Genomic DNA, 23094 nt, shown 5'->3' on the forward strand with positions numbered 1-23094 from the left:
TACGTCGGTATCGCCGCAGCTGCGCTTATTCRTGGCTGCGATTACTGGACGCTCGGCCGACCCCATGCTTCGCCAACAGAGCCTGGCGATTGCTGAGGCGTATCTGGAGGAGATCGAACTCCAGGGATTCGCTTCGCAGCCAGATGCAGGCTGCAGTCCTGCGCGCGCCTGCTACAACGACGTACGTGATTACACAGACCTTTCGGAAGCGCCGCACGATGCGTTCGGAACTGCAATCGCGGGGCTGGCTGCGTACCGCGTGACGGTATCAGTCAGCGGGCCGAGCGATTGGAGCGGGGTGCCGGTGCTGCATATTGAGGTCGGAGTAACCGATCCGGCCGGCGGCCGGTTGGTGCTCAGTGGCTATCGGGCTTGCTATGGCGAGACGGACAGCTCAGGAACAAGCCAATGTCCGTGAAGAGTCGGGGATTTACATTGGTGGAGCTGATCATGGTCATCGCACTTGCCGGGCTGGTGGCGGTGATGATTTCCACTGTGCTGTCTGGTCCGATGGAAAGCTTCACGGCGCAAAGCCGTCGAGCCGCGTTGGTCGACCTCGGTGCAGGCGCCCTGCAGCGCATGGCCCGCGATGTACGTCTAGCCGTGCCCAACTCGCTACGGGTCACCCCGGACGGGCAGGCCTTCGAACTGTTGTTGATCCACAGCGCAGGTCGCTACCGGCCCAACCGCAATGACAGCGAAGGTTTGCGCTTTGACGAGGCCTCGGCCAATTGCGGGAGCACCACGGCCGACGCCTCCTGCGATTCCGTGCAGGTTCTCACTCCTTCGCTCGACCTATCCGGCGCGCGTTGGCTGGTGCTTTATAACGTCGGCGCGCAATCCGGCGCTGCGCCGGTAGCCGGGCCAAATGCATGGGCAGGGGGTAATCCAGGCGTCATTACTCCGACCGGGACGACTTTTGCTCTGCGCAATGGGGCGCCGGCAGGTGAGTCCCTCATCGCCTTGGGCAACCTGCCCGCTGGCGGCTTTCGTTTCGCGTTCGCTTCACCGCAACGGCGGCTGTACCTGGCCGAGCACGTGGTGGGTTATCGCTGCCAGAATGGCCAATTGATTCGCTATAGCTACTCCGAGCTGCTGGCTAGCCTGCCATCGACTCCACCGCCAGGTTCGGCTCCACGATTGCTTGCCGGCGATGTCAGCCAATGCCAGTTCAGCTATCGAGCCGGTACGGCGCAGCGCAGCGGTTTGCTGAGCCTGTCGCTCGGCATGACCCAGGCCGGCGAAACCCTTCAATTGATACAGCAGGTCCATGTCGACAATGCGCCCTGATCGCCTCACCTCGGGCCGCTCGGCCGGCTTCGGCCTTGTCGCGGCGCTGTTTCTGATAGTAATCGTGACAGTGGTCGTTCTGACGATGGCACGGCTGTCGACCGCCCAGCACGGAACCGTCAGCCTGGCCATTCAGCAGGCGCGCGCATTCCAGGCGGCCAACGCTGGCCTGGAATGGGGTATTTCACGAGCGATTGAGGGGGGCGCCTGCGATCAGAACGTTTCGCCGACGCTGGCAGGGAGCGGCCTCGATGAGTTTGCGTTGCTGGTCGAGTGTTACTCCGACGTGTATCCAGAGGCAGATGGGGGAAACATTACCCTGTACCGCCTCGTAGCCACCGCACAAAACGGCCAACCGGGTGCGAGGGCGGATTACGCCTATCGAAAGCTCAGCGCAGTGGTGGAAAGGAAGCCTTGATGAAAACTGTATTCCATTATGTGCTTGCCGCCTGTGTTGGTCTGGTCTGGTCAGCGCTTGCCTGGAGCGCTGAAGTAGGGATTTGCTCGGAGAACTTCCCAGACGGCCTGCAAAGCCACAATCGTGGCCGGATAGATTTCGGCTACTACGCGCAATTGCAGAACAGTCCCGATGCACGACTGCACGCCCGCACTATCACCCGGAACTGGTGGTCGTGGTTCGCGCCGACTTGCACGACGAGTCAGTGCGAAGCGATCAACGCCAACGGGCCATCGCAGTCTCCAGGGAGCTTTCAAAGCTATGCCAGCACGACGGATTTCAACGTGGGTTATCAGGAGACCCGAACGCTACCGGGCAATGGCCTGAACCGCTATCGCACCGTGGACATTGGCACCGACGCTCAGTTGACGATCAACAGCAGCGGACAGAGCTTTTACTTGGCCCAGCTGCGAGTTGGCTATCGGGCCGTACTAAGGCTTTCACCTGGTGATTACTGGGTCGGGTCGTTGGAGACAGGCACAGAGTCGCAAATCCAGGTTGTCGGCAATGGGCGCGTGCGCTTGTTCGTGCGCGACGCTCCGAACTTGGGCTATCGCTCGCTGTACAACTCGCCGGGGAATGAAACTGCCGGTTCGGCCAGCAAGCTGTTCCTCTACGGCTACAACGCCGTCACGTTCAATACGGCTACGACATTTAGCGGCTACGTATATAGCCAACGCGACGTGGTAATCGGCGACTCTGTGAGGTTGTACGGTGCGGTGACGGCAGCGGATATCTCGCTGTCATCGAATGCCGCTGTCCGCTATGTTGCCCCAGTAGGTAGTTGCACTAAGCCGGCTGAGTTGCGGTTGAGTTGGTTGTTGGATGAAGCAAGATGGACAGGAGCGGCGGGGGAGATCAAGGACGCCTCTGGTAACGGCCTGGTGGGACGCGCCATCAATGGCGCTACGACTGCATCTGCTGCGCCAGCACTGCCTGAGGACAACAACTCGCAGGGAACCTGTGGCTATGGCAGCTTCGATGCCAGCTCCAGCCAGTACCTGCAGGCAGCGCACGATGACCTACTGACCCTGCGTGACAGTTTCGCGATTGGTGTCTGGGTTAAACCGCGCAGCCTGCCGGCGAGCGGCCTGATGAGCATTCTTTCGAAAGACGAGAATTACGAGTTTCATCTCAACGCCAACGGCACGGTGAACTGGTGGTGGCAGACCATCGGGCCGGCCGCAACTGTCCAGTTCAATAGCAACAAGGCGCTAGCTGTCGGGCAGTGGAGTCACGTCCTGGTCCGCTACACGCCGGGCGACCAGCGTATCTTCATCAACGGTGTCGAAGCCGGGCGAGCAACCTTCGCTGGAACACCCGTCACCAATACCGATCCGCTGCAACTTGGATGGGACCAGCTGTCTGGTCGGCATTTCAACGGTGAGCTGGATGAGCTGCGCATCTATGACGGCGCGCTCAGCGCCAGTGAAATTGCTGATCTGGTAAAAGAGCGCCATGAGTGTTCGCGTCGCCTGCAATGTTTTGGGGACAATTTCGACGATGGACTGAGCACTGATTGGGCTGTCTCCAGTCGCGGCAAGACGGCCTTTACACCGGCCGTTTACTCGGGCCGCTTGCGTCTGACCAGTAACGCAAACAACGTCTCCACCGCGTCGGCGTTGCAGCGACTCTTCCCCGCGCAAGGCAACTTCATTCAGGTGGAGTTCGATTACTACGCCTACAACGGTAGTGGCGCTGATGGCATCGCGATCATCCTGTCGGATGCCACACAAACGCCGCAACCGGGCGGGTTTGGCGGGTCGCTGGGCTATGCGCAGCTCAACGACAACAGCAATAAGGTTAATGGCTTTGCCGGTGGCTGGCTTGGGATAGCCGTCGATGAGTACGGCAACTTTTCCAACCCCACCGAGGGTCGTATAGGCGGAAGTGCGCTGATTCGTGACTCGGTGAGCGTCCGTGGATCCGGTAACGGATTGGCCGGTTACCGATATCTCAGAGGGACCGAGCGTTCTCTGAATCCGGAGGTGGATGACGCAACGAGTAGAGGCGCCTCACGGGGTCATCGCTATCGTTTGACCATTGATGCGCGCACCCAAGGTCAGGTGCTGGTCACGGTGGAACGAAAGACAGGCTCAAGCTTTGAGATCCTGCCAAACCTGGATCGCTACAACGTCATGGCCAGCGGTAACAGCCAGGCGGCTTTGCCGGAGCGCTTCTATCTGTCCCTGACCGGCTCTACAGGAGGGTCGAGCAACATCCACGAAATTGACAACCTCAACATTTGCGCCACTGACATCGAGCCCATTGGCGAGCAGATACATCATTTCGACTTGCGTTATTCCACGCCTTCACTGACCTGCAACCCCCAGGAGGTGACGGTGACTGCCTGCCTCAATGCCGACTGCTCGCAGGTCTACAGCGAGGCAGTAACGGCGACGCTGACTGCCGATCACGCGGTATGGCAAGGCGGTAACCAACTGAGTTTCACCGGCGGCACGGCCAAGGCCATGGTGCAGGTGACCCGAGCAGCGGAGGCAACGATCGGCGTGGGTGGATCGACACCCCCGACCTTGTCTTTTGGCGAAACCGCCTGTTCGACAGCGGGGTGCAAGCTGGTGGGCGTGGAAAGTGGTTTTATCGTCGACGTACCGACGCTGATCGCGAATCGGCCTCAGCCCGAGGTCTGGTTGCGTGCGGTTAAGGCCGATGCCAAAGACCCGCAGAAATGCATTGCCGGGTTTGCTGGAGGAACAAAAACCATCGGCTTCAATGCCACGTACGATTCGCCAATCACTGGTGCTCAAGCGGTTAGCCTCAACGACACGACGATCATGACGACGTCGGCTGGTTCAACGTCTGGGTTTACCCCGATCAGGCTGAAGTTCGATGCCGAGGCTAAGGCTTCACTAACAGTTAATTATCCCGATGCAGGAAGGATGAATCTCAATGTTCGGTATGCGCCAGGCGAGGGCGATGAGCAGGGACTGGTCATGCAGGGTGCCGATCTGTTTATCAGTAAACCCTACGGGATTCATATCGAGACGGATATCGACGAGCGTGCGGCGGATGAGCGTTGCAATGGGCTGACGATCGATGAATGCCCTATGTTCATCGCCGCAGGAGAGCCGTTTCCGGTGCGCTTCCGGGCGGTCGGTTGGGGCGGCTCTGACAGTGAGCTACGGACTGCGCAGGCGCTGGCGGATAACATCACCACACCGAACTTTGCACTAAGTGCCGCGAGCGGTGCGTTCAGGTTGGAGCATACGCTGATGGCGCCAGACGACGGTGGTCCTGGGTTACTTAGCGTGCCGTCTTACGATCATGTGCTTGGCGAAATTAGCACCGTCACTGCTCAAAGCGTTTCTGAGGTTGGCATTTTTCAGCTGATTGCCAGTCCGCGCCAAGGCGTCACCTACTTCGGCGAGCCTGTTGACGGGGGCACCAGCAACCTTATCGGTCGCTTCATTCCGGCCCGTCTGGGAATTACCGCAACAGCCAGCCTGGCGCCGAGCTGTTCCGTATTTAGCTATCAGGGCAGCCGATAGATTTCGCACCGGGGCTCGAGCCGCAGCTGACGGTGACCGGCTACAACAGCGCTGGGTCGGTCACGAAGAATTATGATCGCGGCCCATTCTGGCGGCTCGGCTCGCCGGCCCGCGAGGCGTATCACTCAATCGTCGGCAAAATTGCGCTGGACGACAGATTGATTGCGCGAGGCACCCCCCATTTGCTTGTTGAAGGCGCGGATGACGGGGATGGCTCGCGGGTATATCGCTGGGTCGGCGAGCAGCTGAGCTACGAGCCGGCGGCGGCACCTTCGCTGGACGATCTTCCCTTCGTTGCTGCCGTAGGGCAGACGGTTACGGCTGCCGGTCTTACAGATCTGGACGGAGCTTGTCATTCCTCAGCGGGATCTGGCTGTAAATCGTACAGCTATGAATTCGCGCAAAGCCCAGGTAGCGAGGTGCGCCTTGGCCGGCTTTCGCTCGGCAATGCTCATGGTTCGGAATTGCAAGGCCTAGAGCTGCCGGTAACGATCGAGACATGGCAGCCACTCGGCACCGCGGCTGGCTTCAGGCCGGAGAATGACCATTGCACGGGTCCGGAATCGGTGAGAGAGCCGTCACTGCAAGCGTTCACGGGCGACCTCACGCAGGGGGACATCTTAGCCACTGTTAACGTCCTGGAGGGAGGCAAGGGCATTCTTGGTTTGAGTGCGCCGGGTCAGGGAAATCAGGGGACTGTCAGGGTTACTTTGCCGTCCATGCCCGAATGGCTCAAGTACAACTGGACTGGCGAGGGACGGGAATCGGCTGCAGGTTTGGCGAGCTTCGGCATTTATTCAGGGTCGAGGCCGCTGATCTTCCGTCGCGAGCTTTATCGCTAAAACGCTGAAGAGCCGCTGTTGCGGCCCTTCGGGTGAGAATAAAGAGGGGAATCCCTGGCCTGCCTGTACCAGGGCCCCCGAAACCGGTTACCTAGCTCTTTGCATTGGCCGTGCCAGCTTCGGGTCGGTGTCGTAGCGCCTGGTCGGGATGCTCATCACATATATTTAATGGCCGGACGGAGCGCAGTAGTTACACGGGCTTCAGCGTGCGAGGGAGCACGACAGGCGGGCTGGTCGCGGTCTGGCCGGGTGCCGGGCACTTTGGCACGCCCGGGCATGACAGCTAGGTCGCGCCTGCTCGGAGTGCGTTTTCTCTGTGCCGTGCTCCGCTTTAGCGCAGCTCAGTTCTGTTCCGGCCAGACGCGCAGCGGGGCGCCTTCAGCGGGCCAGAAGCGCAGCTGATCGATGTTCGATACATCCCATCTCTCGACGCGTGAAAGCAGCTCCAGAAATTGCTGCTCCTGCTTCATGATGTGCTCGGCGCACATCTTGCGCGTACTGCCCACCTCGCTGAAGCGGATCTGTCGGTCATCGAGTTGGTAGTTCGCAAACCAATGGTTGCAACCGGCGTTGCCATAAGCACGGTCTTCGCTGAAGGTCAGCGAGACAGGATTGCGGCCTACCACGGGCTCGTCGCCGATCCATTCTGCGATATAGGTGACATCGTGCTGAAGAGTGAGCGGTTCGACCGAGCAGCCACTTACAGACAACACGGCGAGGCCGGTCAATACGAGCTTTTTCATCATTTGGCCTCCTGACATGCCGGGCACAGGTGCCGACCGGCGTCGCTCTGCCACCCCTTCTCGGCGATTCGCGCTTCGGCCGCTGGGGCACGGGCGGCTTCGCCTTTGGCGGCGTCCACCGCGAACTCGAAATCCAGCCGCTTACCGCAGCCATCGCAGTCGACCTGCCAATTGAGGATCGCCAGCTCTTTGAACACTGGCCCGCTCGCCACCGCCATCCACTGTCCTGGTGGGTTGATCAAATGGCGCACCTTGTCGACCGTCAGACGCTGGGAGAGCTCGCGACTGCCTTTGAGGGTGACGATCAGGACATCGCCCGAGCGGACGTTGCCGCCGTTGCCGGTGACCTGGTAGCGGCCCGGGGCGAGGGCGCGACATTCAGTCAGTGTGTGTCCGGGGTTGAGCAGGGTGTAGCGGAAATCGTGTTCGGCCATGACTCGCGATCGATTGGAATGAGGGAAGTTGCGGTGGGCGGCAATGCTAGCACGGGAGAGGTGCTGAAGGCGGGCTGGACGGAGGCTTGGTCTGCACTCCGGGTGCGAACCCGGGTGCGCGTTCATGATCGGCGAGACGATCCACTCCGGCGGCGCGAGGCAAAGCACTTGGGTTGGAAGGTGTATTGGCGATGAAGCCAGCTGCACCGCACGGGCCGCGAGTCCCGCGCCCCGAAGGGAAGGCGCGGACCGTGCTGCTGTTACAGTTGTCTTTCCGCGTCATGCAATGGCCGTACAGCCGAAATCCAGACGATTCGCAGCAAGGCTCGGTTTGATCTAGCTTCCATCCAGATTACGGGCGAGTAACCGCGAAGGTTTTCTCAAGAAAGCGCTGCATGTCGTCCCATGAGCGTTCGTCTGCGGCTCTGTCGTACGCCACATCTACGCCTTTTTCCTGGAATTTGTCCGCACCGGGATTGGTGAAGCCGTGCTTGGCGCCGGGTAGGCTGACGAATTGGTAGTCGGCACCGGCCGCGACCATTTCGGAGCTCAATGCCGCCACGTCTTCGGCGCTGACCATGCTGTCCGCACTGCCGTGTTCGACCAGTACGCGCGCTTTGACACTGCCGGGGGCAGCACGGGTTTGCGTCGCCAGTGCGCCATGGAAGCTGACGACACCCTCGAGCGGTACGCCCTGGCGCGCCATATCGAGCACCACCTTGCCACCGAAGCAATAGCCGACCGCTGCAAGTTTGGCGGCGTCAGTTTGCTGTTGCTGCTTGAGCAGATCGAGGCCGGCATTGAAGCGGCCCTTGGCAGCGTCGGCATCAGCCAAGGCGGCTTTCATAAAACTCATCGCATCCTTGGGGTGTTCGGTATTCCTGCCCTCTCCATACATATCGATCGCCAGCGCGCTGTAGCCAAGCTCGGCGAGGTCCCGGGCGCGGCTTTTGGCGTAATCGTTGAGGCCCCACCATTCATGTACCACCACAATGCCGGGGCGCTTGCCTTCGATTGCGTCATCGTAGGCGTAATAACCGACCATCTTGGTTCCGTCGGCCGCGGTATAGGGGATTTCCTGGGTTTGGATTTCGGCTTGGGCGAAGGCGCTGACAGCCATCAGTGCGCCGAGCAGGCGATAACGCATGGTGGACTCCTTGTTGTAGTGACGTCGAAGTGATCCGATAGATAGCCGGAGTTCGACTGACACGCAACAAGGTTGTTCAACGACACGGGAGGAGGAGACAGGCAGCGTGCCTGCCGAGGCGCTGGTTGGCCAGGTGGGCGCTTATCGGTTTGCGGGTTCAGGTCCGTGTAGGCAAGGCGCCGACCATCCTGGCGGCGCCTTAATCCTGTTGTTTACCAGCCCGGTACGCCATGCATGTCGGGCAGGCGGTGAGCGATGCCCTTATGGCAATCGATACAGGTTGCTTCGCCTTTGCCTAACGCCGTGGAGTGGAACTCAGCGGCGCGCTTGCTCTGACGCGTGAAGTCCATGAAGTCGTAGTCGTGGCAGTTGCGGCACTCCAATGAGTCGTTGGCCTTCAGGCGGCGCCACTCTCGCTCGGCCATCTCCCGGCGCATGCCAAGGAATTTCTCGCGCGTGTTGATGGTGCCGAAGATCTTGCCCCAGACCTCCTTGGAGGCTTGCATCTTGCGCGCAATCTTGTCCGTCCATTCATGCGGGACGTGGCAATCCGGGCAGGTTGCGCGTACCCCGGAGCGGTTGGTGTAGTGAATGGTGTCCTTGATCTCCATGTACACGTTGTCTTCCATCTCGTGACAGGAGATGCAGAAGGCCTCGGTGTTGGTCACTTCCAATGCGGTGTTGAAACCGCCCCAGAAGATGATGCCGGCGATGAACCCGCCAAGGGTCAGCACGCCCAGGCTGTAATGCACGCTCGGACGGCGCAGGACCGTCCAATACCGCTTGAGAAACGACAGTATCGACTTCATTCAGGCGTCCTCACTGTTCGTTCTGCTTGTTTTCGCGATACAGGAGCTCGTCGATATTCTCGAAGTCGTTCTCCACCAGCGGTTTCACGTCGTGCTGCACCACATGGCATTGGGTGCAGAAATAGCGCCGCGGGGCGACGGCGCCCAGCGTCTGGCTATCGCGATCCGTGAAGTGCGTGATGCTGATCATTGGCGCCTGAGTACGTGCGCTGTTGGCGCGACTGTGACACGACAGGCACTTATTGCTGTTCTTGTCGACCTGATAACCGCGAATGGTATGCGGGATGGTCGGCGGCTGCTCGGGATAGTTGCGCTCGCGCTTGAGGTCCTTGTTTTCCTCATCCTTGAGAGGCGGCGGGGTGAACTCCTGAGTGATGGTTCCGCCCGGCCGGCGTCCGTCCGGGGCAGGGGCATCCAGCGGATAGTCCGGCCCGGCGGCGACCGCCAGGCCAAGCACCGCGAGGAGCGTCAAAGGCAGTAGACGAAATTTCATGGCGACTCTCCTCAGGCGATGCTGACCACTTCGATCTTCACGGCGCATTTCTTGTAGTCGGTTTGCTTGGAGATCGGGTCGGTAGCGTCGAGAGTGACTTTGTTGATCAGTTTGTTGGCATCGAAGAAGGGCACGAAGATCAGGCCCTTCGGTGGCTTGTTGCGCCCGCGTGTTTCGACACGTGCCTGCATCTCTCCCCGACGGCTGATGACCTTGACCACGCTGCCACGACGCGCCTTGAGGTCGCGGGCATCATCGGGGTGCATATACACCAGCGCGTCGGGAACCGCCTGGTGCAGTTCATCGACCCGCTGGGTCATGCTACCGGTGTGCCAGTGCTCAAGAACACGGCCTGTACTCAGCCAGAACGGGTAGTCCTGGTCGGGTATCTCGGCCGGGACCTCATAGGGCAGGGCGAAAATGATCGCCTTCTTGTCCGGGTAGCCGTAGAACTGCACGCCGGTGCCTTTTTCGACATAGGGGTCGTAGCCTTCGCGATAGCGCCAGCGGGTTTCCTTGCCATCGACGACCGGCCAGCGCAGGCCGCGTTCCTGGTGGTAGCGATCGAAATCGGCCAGGTCGTGACCATGGCCGCGGCCGAACTGGGCGTACTCTTCGAAGAGGCCTTTTTGCACGTAGAAGCCATAGGCTTCCGATTCCTGGTTGCGGTAGCCCTCGGCAATGTCGCTGGTCGGGAAGCTGTCGACCTGGCCGTTCTTGAACAGCACCTCGAACAAGGTCTTGCCTTTCAGCTCCGGCGCCTTGGCCAGCAGGTCGGCTGGCCAGACCTCGTCCGTGGTGAAACGCTTGGAGAATTCCATCAGCTGCCAGAGATCGGAGCGCGCCTCACCGGGGGCACTGACCAGCTGGTGCCAAACGTGCGTACGGCGCTCGGCGTTGCCGTAGGCGCCTTCCTTTTCAACCCACATGGCAGCAGGAAGAATCAGGTCGGCGGCCTGGGCGGACACGGTGGGGTAGACATCGGAAACGATGATGAAGGTTTCCGGGTTGCGCCAGCCGGGCAGCGTCTCCTGCATCATGTTCGGGCCGGCCTGCATGTTGTTGGAAGCCTGAGTCCAGTAGACCTTGAGTCCGCCATCCTTCAGTTCGCGGCTCTGCTGGACGGCATGAAAGCCGGGTTTTTCCTGGATAGTGCCCGCAGGCAGCTTCCATATCTTCTCGGCCGCCGCGCGGTGCTTGGGATTGGTGACGACCATGTCCGCAGGCAGGCGATGGGAGAAGGTGCCGACCTCACGCGCGGTACCGCATGCCGAGGGTTGGCCAGTGAGCGAGAAGGGGCTGTTGCCGGGCTCGCTGATTTTCCCGGTGAGCAGATGGATGTTGTAGATCATGTTGTTCGCCCAGACACCGCGCGTGTGCTGGTTGAAGCCCATGGTCCAGAACGACATCACCTTGGTCTTGGGGTCGGCATAAAGCTCGGCCAGTGCCTTCAGGCGCTCGGCGGGGACGCCGGACTCATGCGCGGCGTGCTCAAGCGTGTACGGTTTGAGGAACTCGGCGTAGTCCTCGAAGCTGATATCGGTCCAGCTGGCGGCGACCGCGGCGTTCTCGGCCTTTAACTCGCGCGGATCGGTCGGACGCAGGCCGTAGCCGATATTGGTCGCGCCCTTGGCGAACTTGGTGTGGTTCTTGACGAAGTCCTGATTGACCGCTCCGCTCTGAATGATGTGATTGGCGATGTAGTTGAGGATCACCAGATCGGTCTGCGGATTGAAGACCATCGGGATATCGGCCAGGTCGAAGCTGCGATGCTCGAAGGTCGACATGACCGCGACCTTGACGTGCGGCGCGCTCAGGCGGCGATCGGTCACTCGGGTCCAGAGCACGGGGTGCATCTCGGCCATGTTCGAACCCCAGAGCACGAAGGCGTCTGCGGCTTCGATATCGTCGTAGCAGCCCATCGGCTCGTCCATGCCGAAGGTGCGCATGAAGCCAACGGCCGCAGATGCCATGCAATGGCGAGCATTGGGGTCGAGGTTATTGGAACGGAAGCCGGCCTTCATCAGCTTGTTGGCCGCATAGCCTTCCCACACGGTCCACTGGCCGGAACCGAACATGCCGACCGAGCTTGGGCCGTGCGCTTTCAAGGCTGCCTTGTACTTTTCTTCCATGATGTCGAAGGCCTGTTCCCAGCTCACCGGCTGGAACTCGCCCTGCTTGTCGTACTGGCCGTCCTTCATGCGCAGCAGCGGCTGCGTCAGGCGGTCGGTGCCGTACATGATCTTCGACAGAAAGTAGCCTTTGACGCAGTTGATGCCGCGATTTACCTCGGCCTTGACGTCGCCGTGCGTCGCCACCACGCGGTCGCCGCTGGTGGCGACCATGACTCCGCAGCCGGTGCCACAGAAACGGCAAGGCGCCTTGTGCCACTTGAGCGCCGTCGCCTCGGGGTCGGTAACCAGATTGCTGGCGCTGGTGGCGATCGGCATGCCCGCCACGCTGGCTGCGATGGCCGCGGCATTGGCCTTGGCAAATTGACGTCGTGTGAGGCTCATTCAGGCTCTCCTTCGGGTGAGAGGAGTTCGTGGTAAATCAGAGCAGCGTTGAGGACGCCGGGCATCTGTTGGATATCGCGTATGGTGTCTAGGATGCGGCTTTCGTGCTCGGCCTCGAGGACAACCACCAGCTTGCCGGCGGCGTTCTCCTGATGCAGCTCGGTTCCGGGCAGCAGCACCAGGTTTCGTTTCACGGCTTCGAGCAGCTCAGGGCGGCAGTGCACGAGCAGGCTGGCGATATGCAGAGCGTTGTTCATTTTTGGTAAGGCTCCGCCTGCGTAGCGCGCGGCAAGCTAAAGGTAATTATTGGGTTAGCGGGTGACGCCTGATTGGTCAGCTCGGCGGGCCGGGAGGACCGAAGATCATCTGACTGATCCAGACGATGAAACCGTAGCCGGCTACTGTTACGACGCTTAGAAGCGGGAAGAGGAAAACCAGCAGAAAGACGAACAGCCTCGTTTCTTCCGGCTTACCTACAGGGGAGGGATCGGTTTCATGCACCACTGCGGTCACCTTTTTATCTCCGGCCGTTGTGCTGGAAGTCTAGGAAGCCTCGACGGCTTATTCAAAGTCATCCGTCAGCTAACCTAAGGTTATAAGCATTGATCACACTTCTATTGATCTAGCTCAACTATCTCGCAATGCGCGAGCCGATTTGCCGGCGGGCTGGCAGCGCTGGGGTAGTTCCGGAGGTGTTCATAAGACCGTGAGTGGATCGCGTATGGATGGTTTCGCACGGGGATGTTCGCTGTGCTAGCCTGCGCGGCTTTTTTGGGTTCGTTCGCAAGCAACGGGTGCCAGGTAAAACGCATGCCTACTGATTCGCTCGATTCCGCCCATCTTACCCAAGGTACATCGGCCTACCGTCGCGCCACGCTGGCGTTGTTCTGCGCCGGCTTCGCTACCTTCGCCATGCTCTATTGCGTACAGCCGCTGCTGCCGCTGCTGGCTGCGCATTTTTCCGTATCGGCAGCCAACAGTAGCCTGGCGTTGTCGTTGACTACATTGTCGCTTGCCGTTTGCCTGTTGGTTTCCGGAGGCCTGGCAGAGAGCTGGGGACGCAAGCGGGTCATGGGATTGGCGCTGACGCTGGCTTGCCTGCTTGGGCTCGCCTGCGTGCTGGTCGAGTCCTGGACATTGCTGCTTGTGCTGCGCGCCTTGCTTGGACTTGCGCTCAGCGGCTTGCCGGCACTGGCGATGGCTTACGTCGGTGAGGAATTCGCTCCCGAGTCGTTGCCTGCGGCGATGGGTTTGTACATCGGCGGGACTGCTCTTGGCGGGCTGCTGGGTAGGTTGTTGTCGGGCCTATTGAGCGATATTGGCGGCTGGCAGCTGGCGCTCGGCGGGATAGCCGGCCTGGGGCTGGTCGCGCTGGGTTTGTTTGTCTGGTTGCTGCCGGCATCGCGTCATTTCAAGGCGCAGCCCTTATCGTTGCGTCGGCTGTTGGCCAATTTCGCTCAGCACTTGAGCAACCCGATCTTGCGCAACCTGTTCTTGCAGGCCTTCCTGCTGATGGGCGGCTTCGTCGCGCTGTTCAACTACATCGGTTTCCGTCTGGCCGGTGCACCGTTCGGTCTTTCTTCGACGGTAATCGGTCTACTGTTCATCGTCTATCTGGCAGGAATTTTCAGTGCCGGTTGGGCCGGGCGCCTGGTTCCGCGTCTGGGGGCCAAAGCTGTACTTCAAGGTGGTGTCGGGTTGATGTTGCTGGGGGTTGGTTTGTGTGCAACGCCCTGGCTGGTCGCGATCGTTGCGGGACTGGCGCTATTCACGCTCGGCTTTTTCGCTGCACACGCGGTGGCCAGTGGGCAGGTTGGCGCGCATGCCAAAGATGCCAAGGCACAGGCATCGGCGCTGTATCTGTGTGCCTACTACCTGGGATCGAGTGTGGTGGGCTTTGCCGCCGGCTACGTCTGGGAGCATGCAGGCTGGCTACCGCTGATGGTGGTACTGGCTGCGTTGTTCGTGATCGCGGCCTGGCGGGCCAGAAGCCTGTAGCGCGGGCAGTCGGGCTACTCGATCCGCTGCTCGCCACTGAAAACCAGCGTGGCGCGGCAGCTACGACAGAAATAACGGCGCCCCTTGCGCACCAGCGCATGGCGCTGCGGAGTGAACGGGAAGTCCTGCTTGGCACAGGCGCAGCGATAGATATAACGGCTGACCTGCCGGTGGCTTATCGCATAGTTGTGGCAACGATCAGGTGTCAGTTCGTAAACGCCCCGCATGATCAATTGCCATTCTTCCCCGTGAGGGCGGATCCCGCCGCCGAACATCTGATGCGCGACCAGATGCGCGACCTCGTGGGCCACGGTCTGCTTGAGGAAGTGCTCGCGGTTTTCCCGGTACAACTGAGGGTTGAAACGCAACAGATTGGTGTTGAGGTGGGCAACGCCGGCTTTCTGTCCGCGCAACTTGAAGCTGATCTGCGGGCGCTCGAATCGCTTGTTGAAGAAGGCCTCGGCCTGCTGGTAGCAGGCCTCGACACGGGCATGAAGCTGTTCGGGCATAAGGGCCTCCGAAGAAGCCCGGAATTATGCCGTAATACGCAAGGCTGACAACCGTTCAGAGACCGCCGGGTTCCTCCTGGGGGCGTTCCTCCTGGGTGCCGTAACTCTGATTTTCTTGCACGGTGCGCTCGTAGTTCGGCTCAAGAAACTGTGACCAGAATAGAATCATGGACACCAGCACGGTCACTATCACCAGCAAAGCGACACCCCAGATCGAGCTGGCATAGAGAAAGCTTTGTGAGCTGCGCTGACGCATGAAAGCGGGCAGGCCAGTGAACAGCAGGTAAGTCGAGTAGATGCCGGCGATCAGCAGGACGATGGCCGCGAACCAGCGGTTCGGATACAGGCCCGTTACACCCGCGACCAGGAACGGAGTAATTACGTAGGCGATAAAGCCGATGCACTGGTTAAGGGTTGGCCGCACTTCGAATGCGCGAGCCATCCAGCGGACAAAAAATCCCATGATCACGGTGCCGATGATGATGGCGAGGTAGAGCAGCAGGCACAGCTGCAGCGCACTGGCGAAGTCGAGCCTCACACGCTCCGCATCTACCAGGCTCCAACCAACGAACGTGATACCGATGAACAGGCACACCGCCGGGATCAAGGCCAGCAGCAGCAAATGCATCAGATAGTGCAGGCTATGGGCATCTTCCTTCTGACGGATGACCTCCCAGGCACGGTCGCGGCCGGGTGAATAAGCTGATGAATTCTGGGGTCATGGAGCCTCCTGATGCCGATGCTTGAGCAGTGTTGTTGCTGGTATAGACGCTCAAGCGCGACAGGGATTCAAACCATGACCGCCAACGAGGCGGGAGAAAGATAGGAGATGATGGGTTGCGGAGGATGGGCTAGCCGGCGCGAGTGGATCGCGCCGGCGGCGGTCTGGGCAGATTAGCGGATATAGATCGGGCCGACTCCCATGCCCCACATGATTACCGACAGCGCGATGATCGCCACCAGCACGACCAGCCCGACGGCCAGTATCGAGCTGGAGAACAGAAAGCCTTCGTCCGAAGGGATATTCATGAAGGTCGGTAAGCCCACGTAGAGCAGGTAGGTCGTGTAGCAGATAGCTGCCGTGCCGACGATCATTCCCAGCCAGATATGCGGATACAGCGCGGCAAGGCCACCGACGAACAAGGGCGTGGCGGTGTACGCAGCGAACACGACGCACTGAACGAGGGTTGGATTGGCGTCGTAGGTGCGTGACATCCAATGGATGAATCCACCCATTACCGCGACGCCTGCCAGCATCGCCAGATAGGACAATAGGGTGAGTTGAAACGCGCTGCTTTCGGTGAGCTTCACCGCGTCCCCACCGCCGATGCTCCAGCCGACCTGGGTAGTGCCAATGAATGCCGATATGGCGGGTATCGCCGCGAGTATTAGCACTTCCCCAAGATGCAGGTGCCCGACGTTGCGTTCTTCCCCAGTGATCTCCTGCCATTCCTGGCCAGGGTGAGCAAACAGTCCCCAAACGTGATTGATCATGCCAGCGTCTCCTCGGTTTTGGAGGGTCGCTTCGCCTGGCGTGCCGTCAGTTGGACGGGCGTGCGACCTTAAGTCGCAGTATAGGAAGTTGACGGTACGGCGCACCGGGCACCATTAGAGCGATTGGAAGCTATCGCGTCAGCGGTAATAGCGTTCCAGTATTTCCATCGCCAGATTGATTGACTGGATCCGCGCGGTGCTGCCACCCCGGTCTGGATGATGGATGCTCACCAACTGGCGGTAGCGTCGTTTGATCGTATGCAGACTCAGCGAAGCGGCCTCCTGGTCCAGCTCGAATAGCTCGAGGGCCGCACGCTTTCGCTCCGGGTCCCAGGCTTCGTTCCGCTCGCCGACATCGTCTCCGCGCATCCGCGACCAGAAGCTTGCCAGCAGACGTTCCACTTCCTCTTCGTCCGTGTCGCGCAGGTTGGTCATGTCCAGGTAGTACTCGCGCAGCGGGTCGTTTTCGGCGACACCGCTGGCTCCGGGTACATAGGCCTGGAGCTGCACGCACAATGGCGAAATCTGAAGGTTGTGCCGGCTATCGCCCCATAATTGGTCGCGTAGACGGTACAGCGCGTTGAATACGAGGAAATGGGTGCGAAACAGCACCAGCTTGTCGAGTAGTGGCAGGTTGGGAATGTGCGTGCTGTGACGGGCCTTGAGCTGTTGAATCAGCTGGTATTCGCTGCAGCCCTCCGGCTGCTCGCGCAGCAGCGCGAAGATCTGCTCGGCCAGGTCCATCTCGGGTTCGAGGTCATCGTTCATGCTGGCAAGCCTAGCACAGCGCCAGTAGCGCAAAGAGCTGGATGAATGGGGTAGGGCGCAGCGTGCTTTGCGCGTAAAATGCGCGCCTTTCGCATTCCACCGGATTCCTGACATGGGCAACCTTTCGGTCAACCAGAACAAACTGCAGAAGCGCCTGCGCCGCCTTGCCGGCGAGGCCGTCACCGATTTCAACATGATCGAGGAAGGCGATAAGGTCATGGTATGCCTGTCCGGCGGCAAGTTATAACCAAAAAAATATTTGTAAAGCCTATAAACCTGTAGACATTGCCTGTAAGCCCCGCCTTCCGTCGCTTTTCCTTTCCTCTCGTTTGACAGAACTCATTTATGGACTAGTTTGTAACTAAATCGGTTATTGGACTAGCTTTTTTGTCAATTATGAAAGTCAAACGATACCAATTCAATTCGTTGCCCTTCGTGTCGATAGTGGACGAAGCGGATTGCCCTATTGATCCGTATGTTTCCTGCTACCTCACTGGTGCTTTATCTGCTAAATCGGCCAATACGAGATTTAGGTACGCAAATGAACTGCTGTTCGTGCTGCAGTACTTTTCGGAAAAAAATATTGACCTACCCGAACGAGTTGCGTCGGGCATTTTTATCTCCCAGATGGAGTACATGCAGTTCTATGACAGATGCTGCTTAAGTAAGGGTTCTGGTGATGAAGGTATAAATATAAGATTTCTAGATATAAATGATAAACATCTAAGGAACATCATTGTTGCCAATCAGAAAGGGATGGCAAAGGTCGCTAGCGAAACCTTGCAAGGTCGCATCAGACGACTTCGACAATTTCTTTTATGGTTGTTCGATGAGTTTCACGAAGTGCAAGATGCTGACGAAAAAACAAAAAATAAATTTAATGGGCTTATTGCAGAAATTAGGTTAGATGAAGATGCCCTTGGCAAGAATGGAGGGCAACATGTTGGCGATCCTGAGGAATCGGTGATCCCGGATGACGTTTTCGTAAAGTTTTTAGAGATGGTGATGCCGTCCTCTCCTAATAATCCCTTTAAAGCATCTAGGGTGAGGAATTACTTGATCGTCAATTTGCTAGTCCTAAGCGGCATCAGAAGAGGTGCGCTGGCAAAATTGAAGATTTCTGACTGTCTATTTCATGGCACTAACGATCAGCTAGCTATTTATCGATCTGCAAATGATCCAACAGATCTGCGCTCTGAAAAACCCAATCAAAAGACAAAAGCACACTTCGCCTCGGTTGATCCAGGTTTTTTGGAGAAGGTTAAGTTCTATATTGACAACGTTCGTATTGTCTTTCCTCGTGCGCAATTCCATGACTTCGTGTTTGTCAGCGAAAATGACTCTAAAGGCACTGCGGGTCAGCCTCTTTCTTTAAAGGCAATAAATGCAATATTTCAAAAGCTCTCTAGGTCGCTGGGCTTTCATGTCCATCCTCATTTGTTGCGCCACAAATGGAATGAAATTTTTGATAAGAAAGGGGAGTCGCTTGGGGTCAATCCGGCTTTGCTTGAGGATGCTAGAAAATATGCCATGGGCTGGTCGCAAAATACGACTCAGAACAGACGATATAATGAAAAGCGAATTGCGCTGAAGACGAGAGAGATATCAATGGCGCATCAAAAAAGAGTGGATCCGCAAAAATGACTCGCGAGAAGAGGCGGGAAGTTTTTAAGTCTCTGACTAATGAAGGCTCATGGATTACGGCCAAATCTGGCCTGATGGTAAATACCTCGGAGGATGTATGGATATTACTGCCGAATAATGGAAAAGGAAAACGGTTGTGCGTTGACTGGGTTCATTCGTCTAACATGCCAGATGATGATAAAAACTTAATTCTGAGTGTATTTGTGGACTACGTACGAACCAAGGCTGCGAGTACGGCGTCAGGTATCGTTTGCAATGTAAAGCCATTTATGTTGAATGGCATTCCGTCCTTAGCCAGAGTTAAATCTATATGGAGTGGGCTGCAGACAAACAATAAGAAGGGGCTCAATCAGTTCTTTGGGACGCTCTCTAGGCAAGGTAATACACGGTATGAAGAATATCACAAGTATACGCGGACACATTTGGACAAGGGTAAAGACAATACTCTTGATCCTTCCATTGGGGCACTAAGCGATATTGAGTTTGACTCGTTAGCCAGGCAGATCAATGAAAATATACAAGAGTTCGACTGGGGCGCCAGTCGGGATCTTTTGTTTTTTCAGTCGCCGAGGCTATATGCGCGGCTCAGAAATATAGTCACTAACAAGTTGTTGCTCTCCATCGTAAGGCGGCCAATTCAAATTGCGCTATTGAAATGGTCTGATTTGATCCCCTCGGGTGCGAGTTTTCGCGACGCGGGAATTCTTCCTGTGGACGAAATCGGCACGGTAGGGGGGCAAACATTGCAGCTTAGAGTGTTCATAGTTAAGTCTAAGGGCGCACAATTCTCAAGGGAGCGGCCCGAGCGCTATCCAATACATCTTTCCGAATATATCTCAGGGGTTCTTATAGACTATAAACGGGTGGTATTGGAAGGGCTCAGACTAGTGATGGACTCAGCAGAGATTCAAGTGGATCAATCTGAACTCTTGAGCCTCATGAATGATATGCCTATGTTTCCAGCGGTTGATTTTTTTAAAGTGCGATTTGACTCTTTAGATTTGTTCAAAAGCATGTTTACGCCAAAGTCTACTGCCTACCACATATCGGAGACTGCAGTTGCACACGCCATGAGATGGGTTCCGGTTGCCTCTGATCGAACTGTCGAATGTATGGCTACTTCCAATAGAATTCGTCACACCGTATTAACTCGCGGTGCTCAAAATGGTCTGCCCGCCGTTCAATTGGCCAAGATGACAGGTGTCACCGTGCCGGCTGCAAGGCATTACATAGATTTGGATTATGTATCTAGGAGAGAGATTGACACAAAGTATATCGGAAATGAGTTTCTAAAGAAGGCTTTTAGCCATACCTTAACTGTCGTTCCGGAAGGCGATGAGGTCATTGTCGACAATAAGTTCAACCCTGTTGGTGGGGCACTCAACAAGCATTCCTGCGCGACCTGTTCAACTGTTTTAGGGAGACCATTGGGGTGTTATGGGTGCCCAAACTTTCGTCCGATGCTAGAAGCTGATCACAGGTCGGTATTGGCTGATGCAGAGGGCAAGCTTGCTGCAAACCGCAACTCCCTAGTTAGTCCTATTTACGCCCGAAGTATTGAAAAACTGGAGAGACAGATTGTTTGGGTGAAGCAGACAATAATGGTTTGCGATGAAGAACTCGCAAGGCAGCGCACAATCAATGCTTAACAAATACCTTGGCCGATTGGAGCGGCTCATCAACGAATATCGCGAAACCGAGCTAGCGCAATTTGAAGGACATGGCGGCAAGAAGGCGGAGTTTGATGATTTGGTCTGGTATCACGTGGACCCCAATACTGGCCGCCGAACCAGATTCTTGTGTGGTGTACATGGGCGTAAGGGCAAAAGCAACGCCGGCAACCATCCCATATACGCCCTTCCTTACCCCTATGACCACCTGATAAAAGTGTGGATCATAGAAACAACGAACACACCACTTTCCGTCAACGAGAAAAAAATTCGGACGTCGGTAGCTAGGAAATTGTTGTCACTCATGGATGGTGATCTCTATGAGCAATCAGAGTGCACAATCACCAGTCTTAATTTGGGGGCGCGTTCAGCTGACCGCTTGCGGCCGTTTCTCGCGTTCTGCGCTGAAAAGGGGGTGATGCGAAAGGTCAACCTGAAGGGCAGCGACAGCAGAGACAGGACGGGACATGCCACGTTTGACAATACGCTGGAGAAACTTCCAGATATCCAAGCAGTGCTTGCGCTAGCCGACATCTTCTCTACTGTATTTGAGTATGTGGATGAACATGGCTCGCTGCGCCCTGGTAAAGAGATAAAAATCCATGATGCCTTAGTAGTGACTTTTGGAACGCTGTCGCTGGCGTCGCCTAATCGAACTTCTGCGGAAATACCTGTTCTTCCTAAACAAAGACTGCATTGTTACTCTGAAAGCAATGGAGAGCCAGTTTATTACCTCGACTGGATTGGAAGTAAAGGCTACGGGAACAACAAGAACCACATACTTGCGGTGCTCGCTGATCCGATAAAGAAAGCCATGAACTTCTTTTACAAAGCATGCGAGCCAGCGAGAATTCTATGTCGATTCTACGAGAACCCGGACCAAAGCTTGAAAGCGTTGCTTGGTGGGTTCGAGATAGCGCCAGAACTAAAGAGGAATTTAAATTTAGCGCAGCGGCCCAATCTTTTCACATTGGGTTATGCATTAGGGTTCTATGGGGCTAATGATTGCGTTCCGATCCTTAAGGAAGGAGTTGATCTGACTTCCACCTATAAAAGTCAAAGAGGCCATTTTTTCGAAAAAAACCGATTTATTCATTGCGGCCTAAAGATCAGTTGTCCGTGTCGCAAACAAGAAGTGCAGCTTTAGCAGGATTACCCCACTTGTTCGGGTACGCCAATATGCCAAAAGTTTTTTCCGATAAGTCTGTCGTTTCGGTTGAAGAAGTGCAGGAGTGGTGGATTGCTTTCTATAGGACATCAATTTTGCCGGAATTTCCACTCTCATTTTCAAGCGGAGAATCAAGTATCAAGCTTAAGGATGCCATGTTCTGCTTCTTGGGGAGTTGGCTTTATGGTGCGCCCGAGAGTGTCGGAAGTGGTGGGAAAGTTTTTCAAAAGACAAACTATGCGGTGGTGCCATTAGCGTCGCTAGGCGCCTCGGTTCTTACTCGACTGGTCGGCCAGGGGCGCTACACGACATCGATTTTTCAGGATTACGGATTTTCGTCAGAATTAATTCTGCGACCGCATAGTCTGCGGCACTTATCTAACACCCTTGCTGATTTAAGTAGCATTCCAGTTGAAATTATCACTGCTTGGTCTGGCAGAAAGAATCCCGAGCAAACCCATACTTATATTCATACGACTCACGACGAGAAAGCCAGTCGTGTGAGTGCGATATTGAATCCGCCAGATATCGACAGGCGGGATATTCGAGTCGTTTCCCAAAATCAACTTACACAAACCACCAACCTGCCGGCATCTGTCACCTCCACCGGTCTTTGTACTCAAAATCTTAATGTAACGCCTTGCAATTATTTGAACGATTTCGTCTCGCAGTGCTTCATGTGTCCGGAGACTTGTCACATAGCAGGCGATGTGAAGACAATCGAGTTTTTTGAGAAAGATTTATCGTTTCAAACTTTGAGATTAGAATCGGTAGCGTGTGATCCACGCTTACCAAACTCCCAGGCGATGAGGCAGTGGTATCTAATTCACTCGCGAAATACCCATATTCTATCCATGCTGAATGATTTGATGAAAAGTAAGCCTGTCGGAACGATGATTCGTTACTCAAATAAAAATTCTGAGTTCAGTTTGACCGATCTAAATACCAAGATCATTACAAAGGTCGCGTGTGCCCTACCGGATTTTGAGGCTCGCCTGAAGGGTATTATTGAAGATAAGACTGCCAGAACAGCATCTGATGCTAATCCCGAGTTGCGCTCTCTTTTATCCTCTTTCGGTCTGTCTGAAGGGGAGGTGTGATGTGGTAGTACCAAAAATATCAGCTCAGCAACAGCGTAAAATTGAGATTATGTTAGCTAAGTGGGTAGGTAAGCTGACTTGGGACGCGCTGGTCGCTAAGGTAGAGCTTGAGCTTGGCATAAAAACAACTAGACAAACCCTATGCACTTATGTCGGTATCAATACATATTATAAGAATAAAAAAGCTCAACTTCGTGGCGCAACTCCTTCCCTGCTCACAAAGATAACTGCTTCTGAAGTAAAGCTTGTGGAGCAAATAGAGCACTTGAAGGCTGAGGTTGCGGTTCTCAAAAGAAATAATGCAGAGCAACTGCGTATGATTGAGAGGATGCTTTTGAACGCCAATGCCATTCCCAACCTTGATCTCTATGCCTTGATCAAGAAAAGACCTGAAGAGATACAAAATGGCTAATCATTCGTACACCTCCTCGACTATGCCGTATTGGGCACACGCTTGGTGTGCAATCCAAGGGGGCATCCAGGAGAGAAGACTTGCTTTCTCC

20 protein-coding genes and 3 pseudogenes are annotated in these 23094 nt (G+C 56.4%); 11 read left to right on the forward strand and 12 right to left on the reverse strand.

Translation table 11 applies throughout. The annotated features are described in order from the left end of the window. The 4 genes and pseudogenes from DQ405_RS12710 to DQ405_RS12725 all read left to right on the forward strand — a co-directional run. The coding region (locus tag DQ405_RS12710; RefSeq protein ID WP_206678905.1) for a prepilin-type cleavage/methylation domain-containing protein at positions 1 to 418 on the forward strand (418 nt) is incomplete at its 5' end. Beyond that, a complete protein-coding gene (locus tag DQ405_RS12715; RefSeq protein WP_168424579.1) occupies positions 409 to 1290 on the forward strand; it encodes a PulJ/GspJ family protein in 882 nt (293 codons plus the stop codon). The genes DQ405_RS12710 and DQ405_RS12715, both read left to right, overlap by 10 nt. Beyond that, on the forward strand, positions 1271 to 1708 hold the full coding sequence (locus DQ405_RS12720; RefSeq protein WP_241729972.1) for a hypothetical protein: 438 nt from the start codon (positions 1271 to 1273) through the stop codon (positions 1706 to 1708). Before DQ405_RS12715 ends, DQ405_RS12720 begins: the two co-directional genes overlap by 20 nt. Beyond that, positions 1708 to 6098, forward strand: a pseudogene (locus tag DQ405_RS12725) (DUF6701 domain-containing protein). The gene DQ405_RS12720 and the pseudogene DQ405_RS12725 overlap by 1 nt, the downstream one beginning before the upstream one ends. A gap of 341 nt (positions 6099 to 6439) precedes the next feature. Here the strand turns inward: DQ405_RS12725 and DQ405_RS12735 are convergent. From DQ405_RS12735 to napE, 8 genes are all read right to left on the reverse strand, one after another. Continuing rightward, positions 6440 to 6841, reverse strand: coding sequence for an META domain-containing protein (locus DQ405_RS12735; RefSeq protein ID WP_168424734.1), 402 nt, complete (start codon positions 6839 to 6841; stop codon positions 6440 to 6442). Next, positions 6841 to 7275: a hypothetical protein gene (locus DQ405_RS12740; protein ID WP_168424582.1), complete on the reverse strand. Its 435-nt coding sequence runs from the start codon at positions 7273 to 7275 to the stop codon at positions 6841 to 6843. Before DQ405_RS12740 ends, DQ405_RS12735 begins: the two co-directional genes overlap by 1 nt. Before the next feature lie 352 nt (positions 7276 to 7627). Next, positions 7628 to 8422, reverse strand: coding sequence for a dienelactone hydrolase family protein (locus DQ405_RS12745; protein WP_168424583.1), 795 nt, complete (start codon positions 8420 to 8422; stop codon positions 7628 to 7630). A 212-nt stretch (positions 8423 to 8634) separates the two neighbouring features. After that, positions 8635 to 9231, reverse strand: a complete 597-nt coding sequence (locus tag DQ405_RS12750; protein WP_168424584.1) for a cytochrome c3 family protein — start codon at positions 9229 to 9231, stop codon at positions 8635 to 8637. A gap of 10 nt (positions 9232 to 9241) precedes the next feature. Further along, positions 9242 to 9724: a nitrate reductase cytochrome c-type subunit gene (locus tag DQ405_RS12755; protein ID WP_168424585.1), complete on the reverse strand. Its 483-nt coding sequence runs from the start codon at positions 9722 to 9724 to the stop codon at positions 9242 to 9244. An 11-nt stretch (positions 9725 to 9735) separates the two neighbouring features. Further along, complete coding sequence (gene napA, locus DQ405_RS12760) at positions 9736 to 12240, reverse strand: nitrate reductase catalytic subunit NapA (protein ID WP_168424586.1); 2505 nt, start codon at positions 12238 to 12240, stop codon at positions 9736 to 9738. Further along, positions 12237 to 12497, reverse strand: coding sequence for a chaperone NapD (locus tag DQ405_RS12765; protein ID WP_168424587.1), 261 nt, complete (start codon positions 12495 to 12497; stop codon positions 12237 to 12239). The genes napA and DQ405_RS12765 overlap by 4 nt, the downstream gene beginning before the upstream one ends. Positions 12498 to 12573: 76 nt before the next feature. Then, the gene (napE, locus tag DQ405_RS12770; protein ID WP_342030417.1) at positions 12574 to 12744 is read right to left on the reverse strand and encodes a periplasmic nitrate reductase, NapE protein; all 171 of its coding nucleotides are present in this window, start codon (positions 12742 to 12744) and stop codon (positions 12574 to 12576) included. Between the two features lie 237 nt (positions 12745 to 12981). Between napE and DQ405_RS12775 the strand changes: the two genes are divergently transcribed. Then, positions 12982 to 14238, forward strand: coding sequence for an MFS transporter (locus DQ405_RS12775; protein WP_168424589.1), 1257 nt, complete (start codon positions 12982 to 12984; stop codon positions 14236 to 14238). A 14-nt stretch (positions 14239 to 14252) separates the two neighbouring features. Here the strand turns inward: DQ405_RS12775 and DQ405_RS12780 are convergent, their stop codons facing one another. The 4 genes and pseudogenes from DQ405_RS12780 to DQ405_RS12795 all read right to left on the reverse strand — a co-directional run bounded on the left by DQ405_RS12780 (position 14253) and on the right by DQ405_RS12795 (position 17009). Beyond that, entirely contained in the window at positions 14253 to 14747 is a 495-nt protein-coding gene (locus DQ405_RS12780; protein ID WP_168424590.1) for a SprT family zinc-dependent metalloprotease, read from the reverse strand. Positions 14748 to 14802: 55 nt separating this feature from the next. Continuing rightward, positions 14803 to 15469, reverse strand: a pseudogene (locus DQ405_RS12785) (Yip1 family protein). 172 nt (positions 15470 to 15641) lie between these two features. After that, complete coding sequence (locus tag DQ405_RS12790; protein WP_168424591.1) at positions 15642 to 16241, reverse strand: Yip1 family protein; 600 nt, start codon at positions 16239 to 16241, stop codon at positions 15642 to 15644. 138 nt (positions 16242 to 16379) lie between these two features. Then, positions 16380 to 17009, reverse strand: a complete 630-nt coding sequence (locus DQ405_RS12795; protein ID WP_168424592.1) for a DNA-J related domain-containing protein — start codon at positions 17007 to 17009, stop codon at positions 16380 to 16382. Positions 17010 to 17121: 112 nt separating this feature from the next. Between DQ405_RS12795 and DQ405_RS12800 the strand changes: the two are divergent. The 6 genes and pseudogenes from DQ405_RS12800 to DQ405_RS12820 form a co-directional block, all read left to right on the forward strand. Continuing rightward, positions 17122 to 17250 (forward strand): annotated as a pseudogene (locus DQ405_RS12800) (tRNA 2-thiocytidine(32) synthetase TtcA); the annotation flags it as partial. Between the two features lie 203 nt (positions 17251 to 17453). After that, the gene (locus tag DQ405_RS12805; RefSeq protein ID WP_342030414.1) at positions 17454 to 18653 is read left to right on the forward strand and encodes a site-specific integrase; all 1200 of its coding nucleotides are present in this window, start codon (positions 17454 to 17456) and stop codon (positions 18651 to 18653) included. Then, positions 18650 to 20302 (forward strand): hypothetical protein, encoded by a 1653-nt coding sequence (locus tag DQ405_RS12810; RefSeq protein ID WP_126189397.1) that lies wholly within the window; start codon positions 18650 to 18652, stop codon positions 20300 to 20302. The genes DQ405_RS12805 and DQ405_RS12810 overlap by 4 nt, the downstream gene beginning before the upstream one ends. Next, positions 20295 to 21470, forward strand: coding sequence for a hypothetical protein (locus DQ405_RS27480; protein WP_241729974.1), 1176 nt, complete (start codon positions 20295 to 20297; stop codon positions 21468 to 21470). Before DQ405_RS12810 ends, DQ405_RS27480 begins: the two co-directional genes overlap by 8 nt. Before the next feature lie 14 nt (positions 21471 to 21484). After that, positions 21485 to 22591 (forward strand): hypothetical protein, encoded by a 1107-nt coding sequence (locus DQ405_RS27485; protein ID WP_241729976.1) that lies wholly within the window; start codon positions 21485 to 21487, stop codon positions 22589 to 22591. Position 22592: 1 nt separating this feature from the next. Then, complete coding sequence (locus tag DQ405_RS12820) at positions 22593 to 23003, forward strand: hypothetical protein (RefSeq protein WP_052649197.1); 411 nt, start codon at positions 22593 to 22595, stop codon at positions 23001 to 23003. Positions 23004 to 23094: the final 91 nt, after the last annotated feature.

This window comes from Pseudomonas sp. SST3 (genome assembly GCF_003325755.1).

Bases quoted from the DNA above. Each gene is read 5' to 3' on its own strand.
- DQ405_RS12765 (WP_168424587.1), bottom strand. From the start codon at position 12,497: ATGAACAACGCTCTGCATATCGCCAGCCTGCTCGTGCACTGCCGCCCT.
- DQ405_RS12790 (WP_168424591.1), bottom strand. From the start codon at position 16,241: ATGATCAATCACGTTTGGGGACTGTTTGCTCACCCTGGCCAGGAATGG.
- DQ405_RS12740 (WP_168424582.1), bottom strand. From the start codon at position 7,275: ATGGCCGAACACGATTTCCGCTACACCCTGCTCAACCCCGGACACACA.
- DQ405_RS12755 (WP_168424585.1), bottom strand. From the start codon at position 9,724: ATGAAATTTCGTCTACTGCCTTTGACGCTCCTCGCGGTGCTTGGCCTG.
- DQ405_RS12810 (WP_126189397.1), top strand. From the start codon at position 18,650: ATGACTCGCGAGAAGAGGCGGGAAGTTTTTAAGTCTCTGACTAATGAA.
- napA (WP_168424586.1), bottom strand. From the start codon at position 12,240: ATGAGCCTCACACGACGTCAATTTGCCAAGGCCAATGCCGCGGCCATC.
- DQ405_RS12735 (WP_168424734.1), bottom strand. From the start codon at position 6,841: ATGAAAAAGCTCGTATTGACCGGCCTCGCCGTGTTGTCTGTAAGTGGC.
- DQ405_RS12775 (WP_168424589.1), top strand. From the start codon at position 12,982: ATGTTCGCTGTGCTAGCCTGCGCGGCTTTTTTGGGTTCGTTCGCAAGC.
- DQ405_RS12715 (WP_168424579.1), top strand. From the start codon at position 409: ATGTCCGTGAAGAGTCGGGGATTTACATTGGTGGAGCTGATCATGGTC.
- DQ405_RS12795 (WP_168424592.1), bottom strand. From the start codon at position 17,009: ATGAACGATGACCTCGAACCCGAGATGGACCTGGCCGAGCAGATCTTC.
- DQ405_RS27480 (WP_241729974.1), top strand. From the start codon at position 20,295: ATGCTTAACAAATACCTTGGCCGATTGGAGCGGCTCATCAACGAATAT.
- DQ405_RS12720 (WP_241729972.1), top strand. From the start codon at position 1,271: ATGTCGACAATGCGCCCTGATCGCCTCACCTCGGGCCGCTCGGCCGGC.
- DQ405_RS12745 (WP_168424583.1), bottom strand. From the start codon at position 8,422: ATGCGTTATCGCCTGCTCGGCGCACTGATGGCTGTCAGCGCCTTCGCC.
- DQ405_RS12780 (WP_168424590.1), bottom strand. From the start codon at position 14,747: ATGCCCGAACAGCTTCATGCCCGTGTCGAGGCCTGCTACCAGCAGGCC.
- DQ405_RS12750 (WP_168424584.1), bottom strand. From the start codon at position 9,231: ATGAAGTCGATACTGTCGTTTCTCAAGCGGTATTGGACGGTCCTGCGC.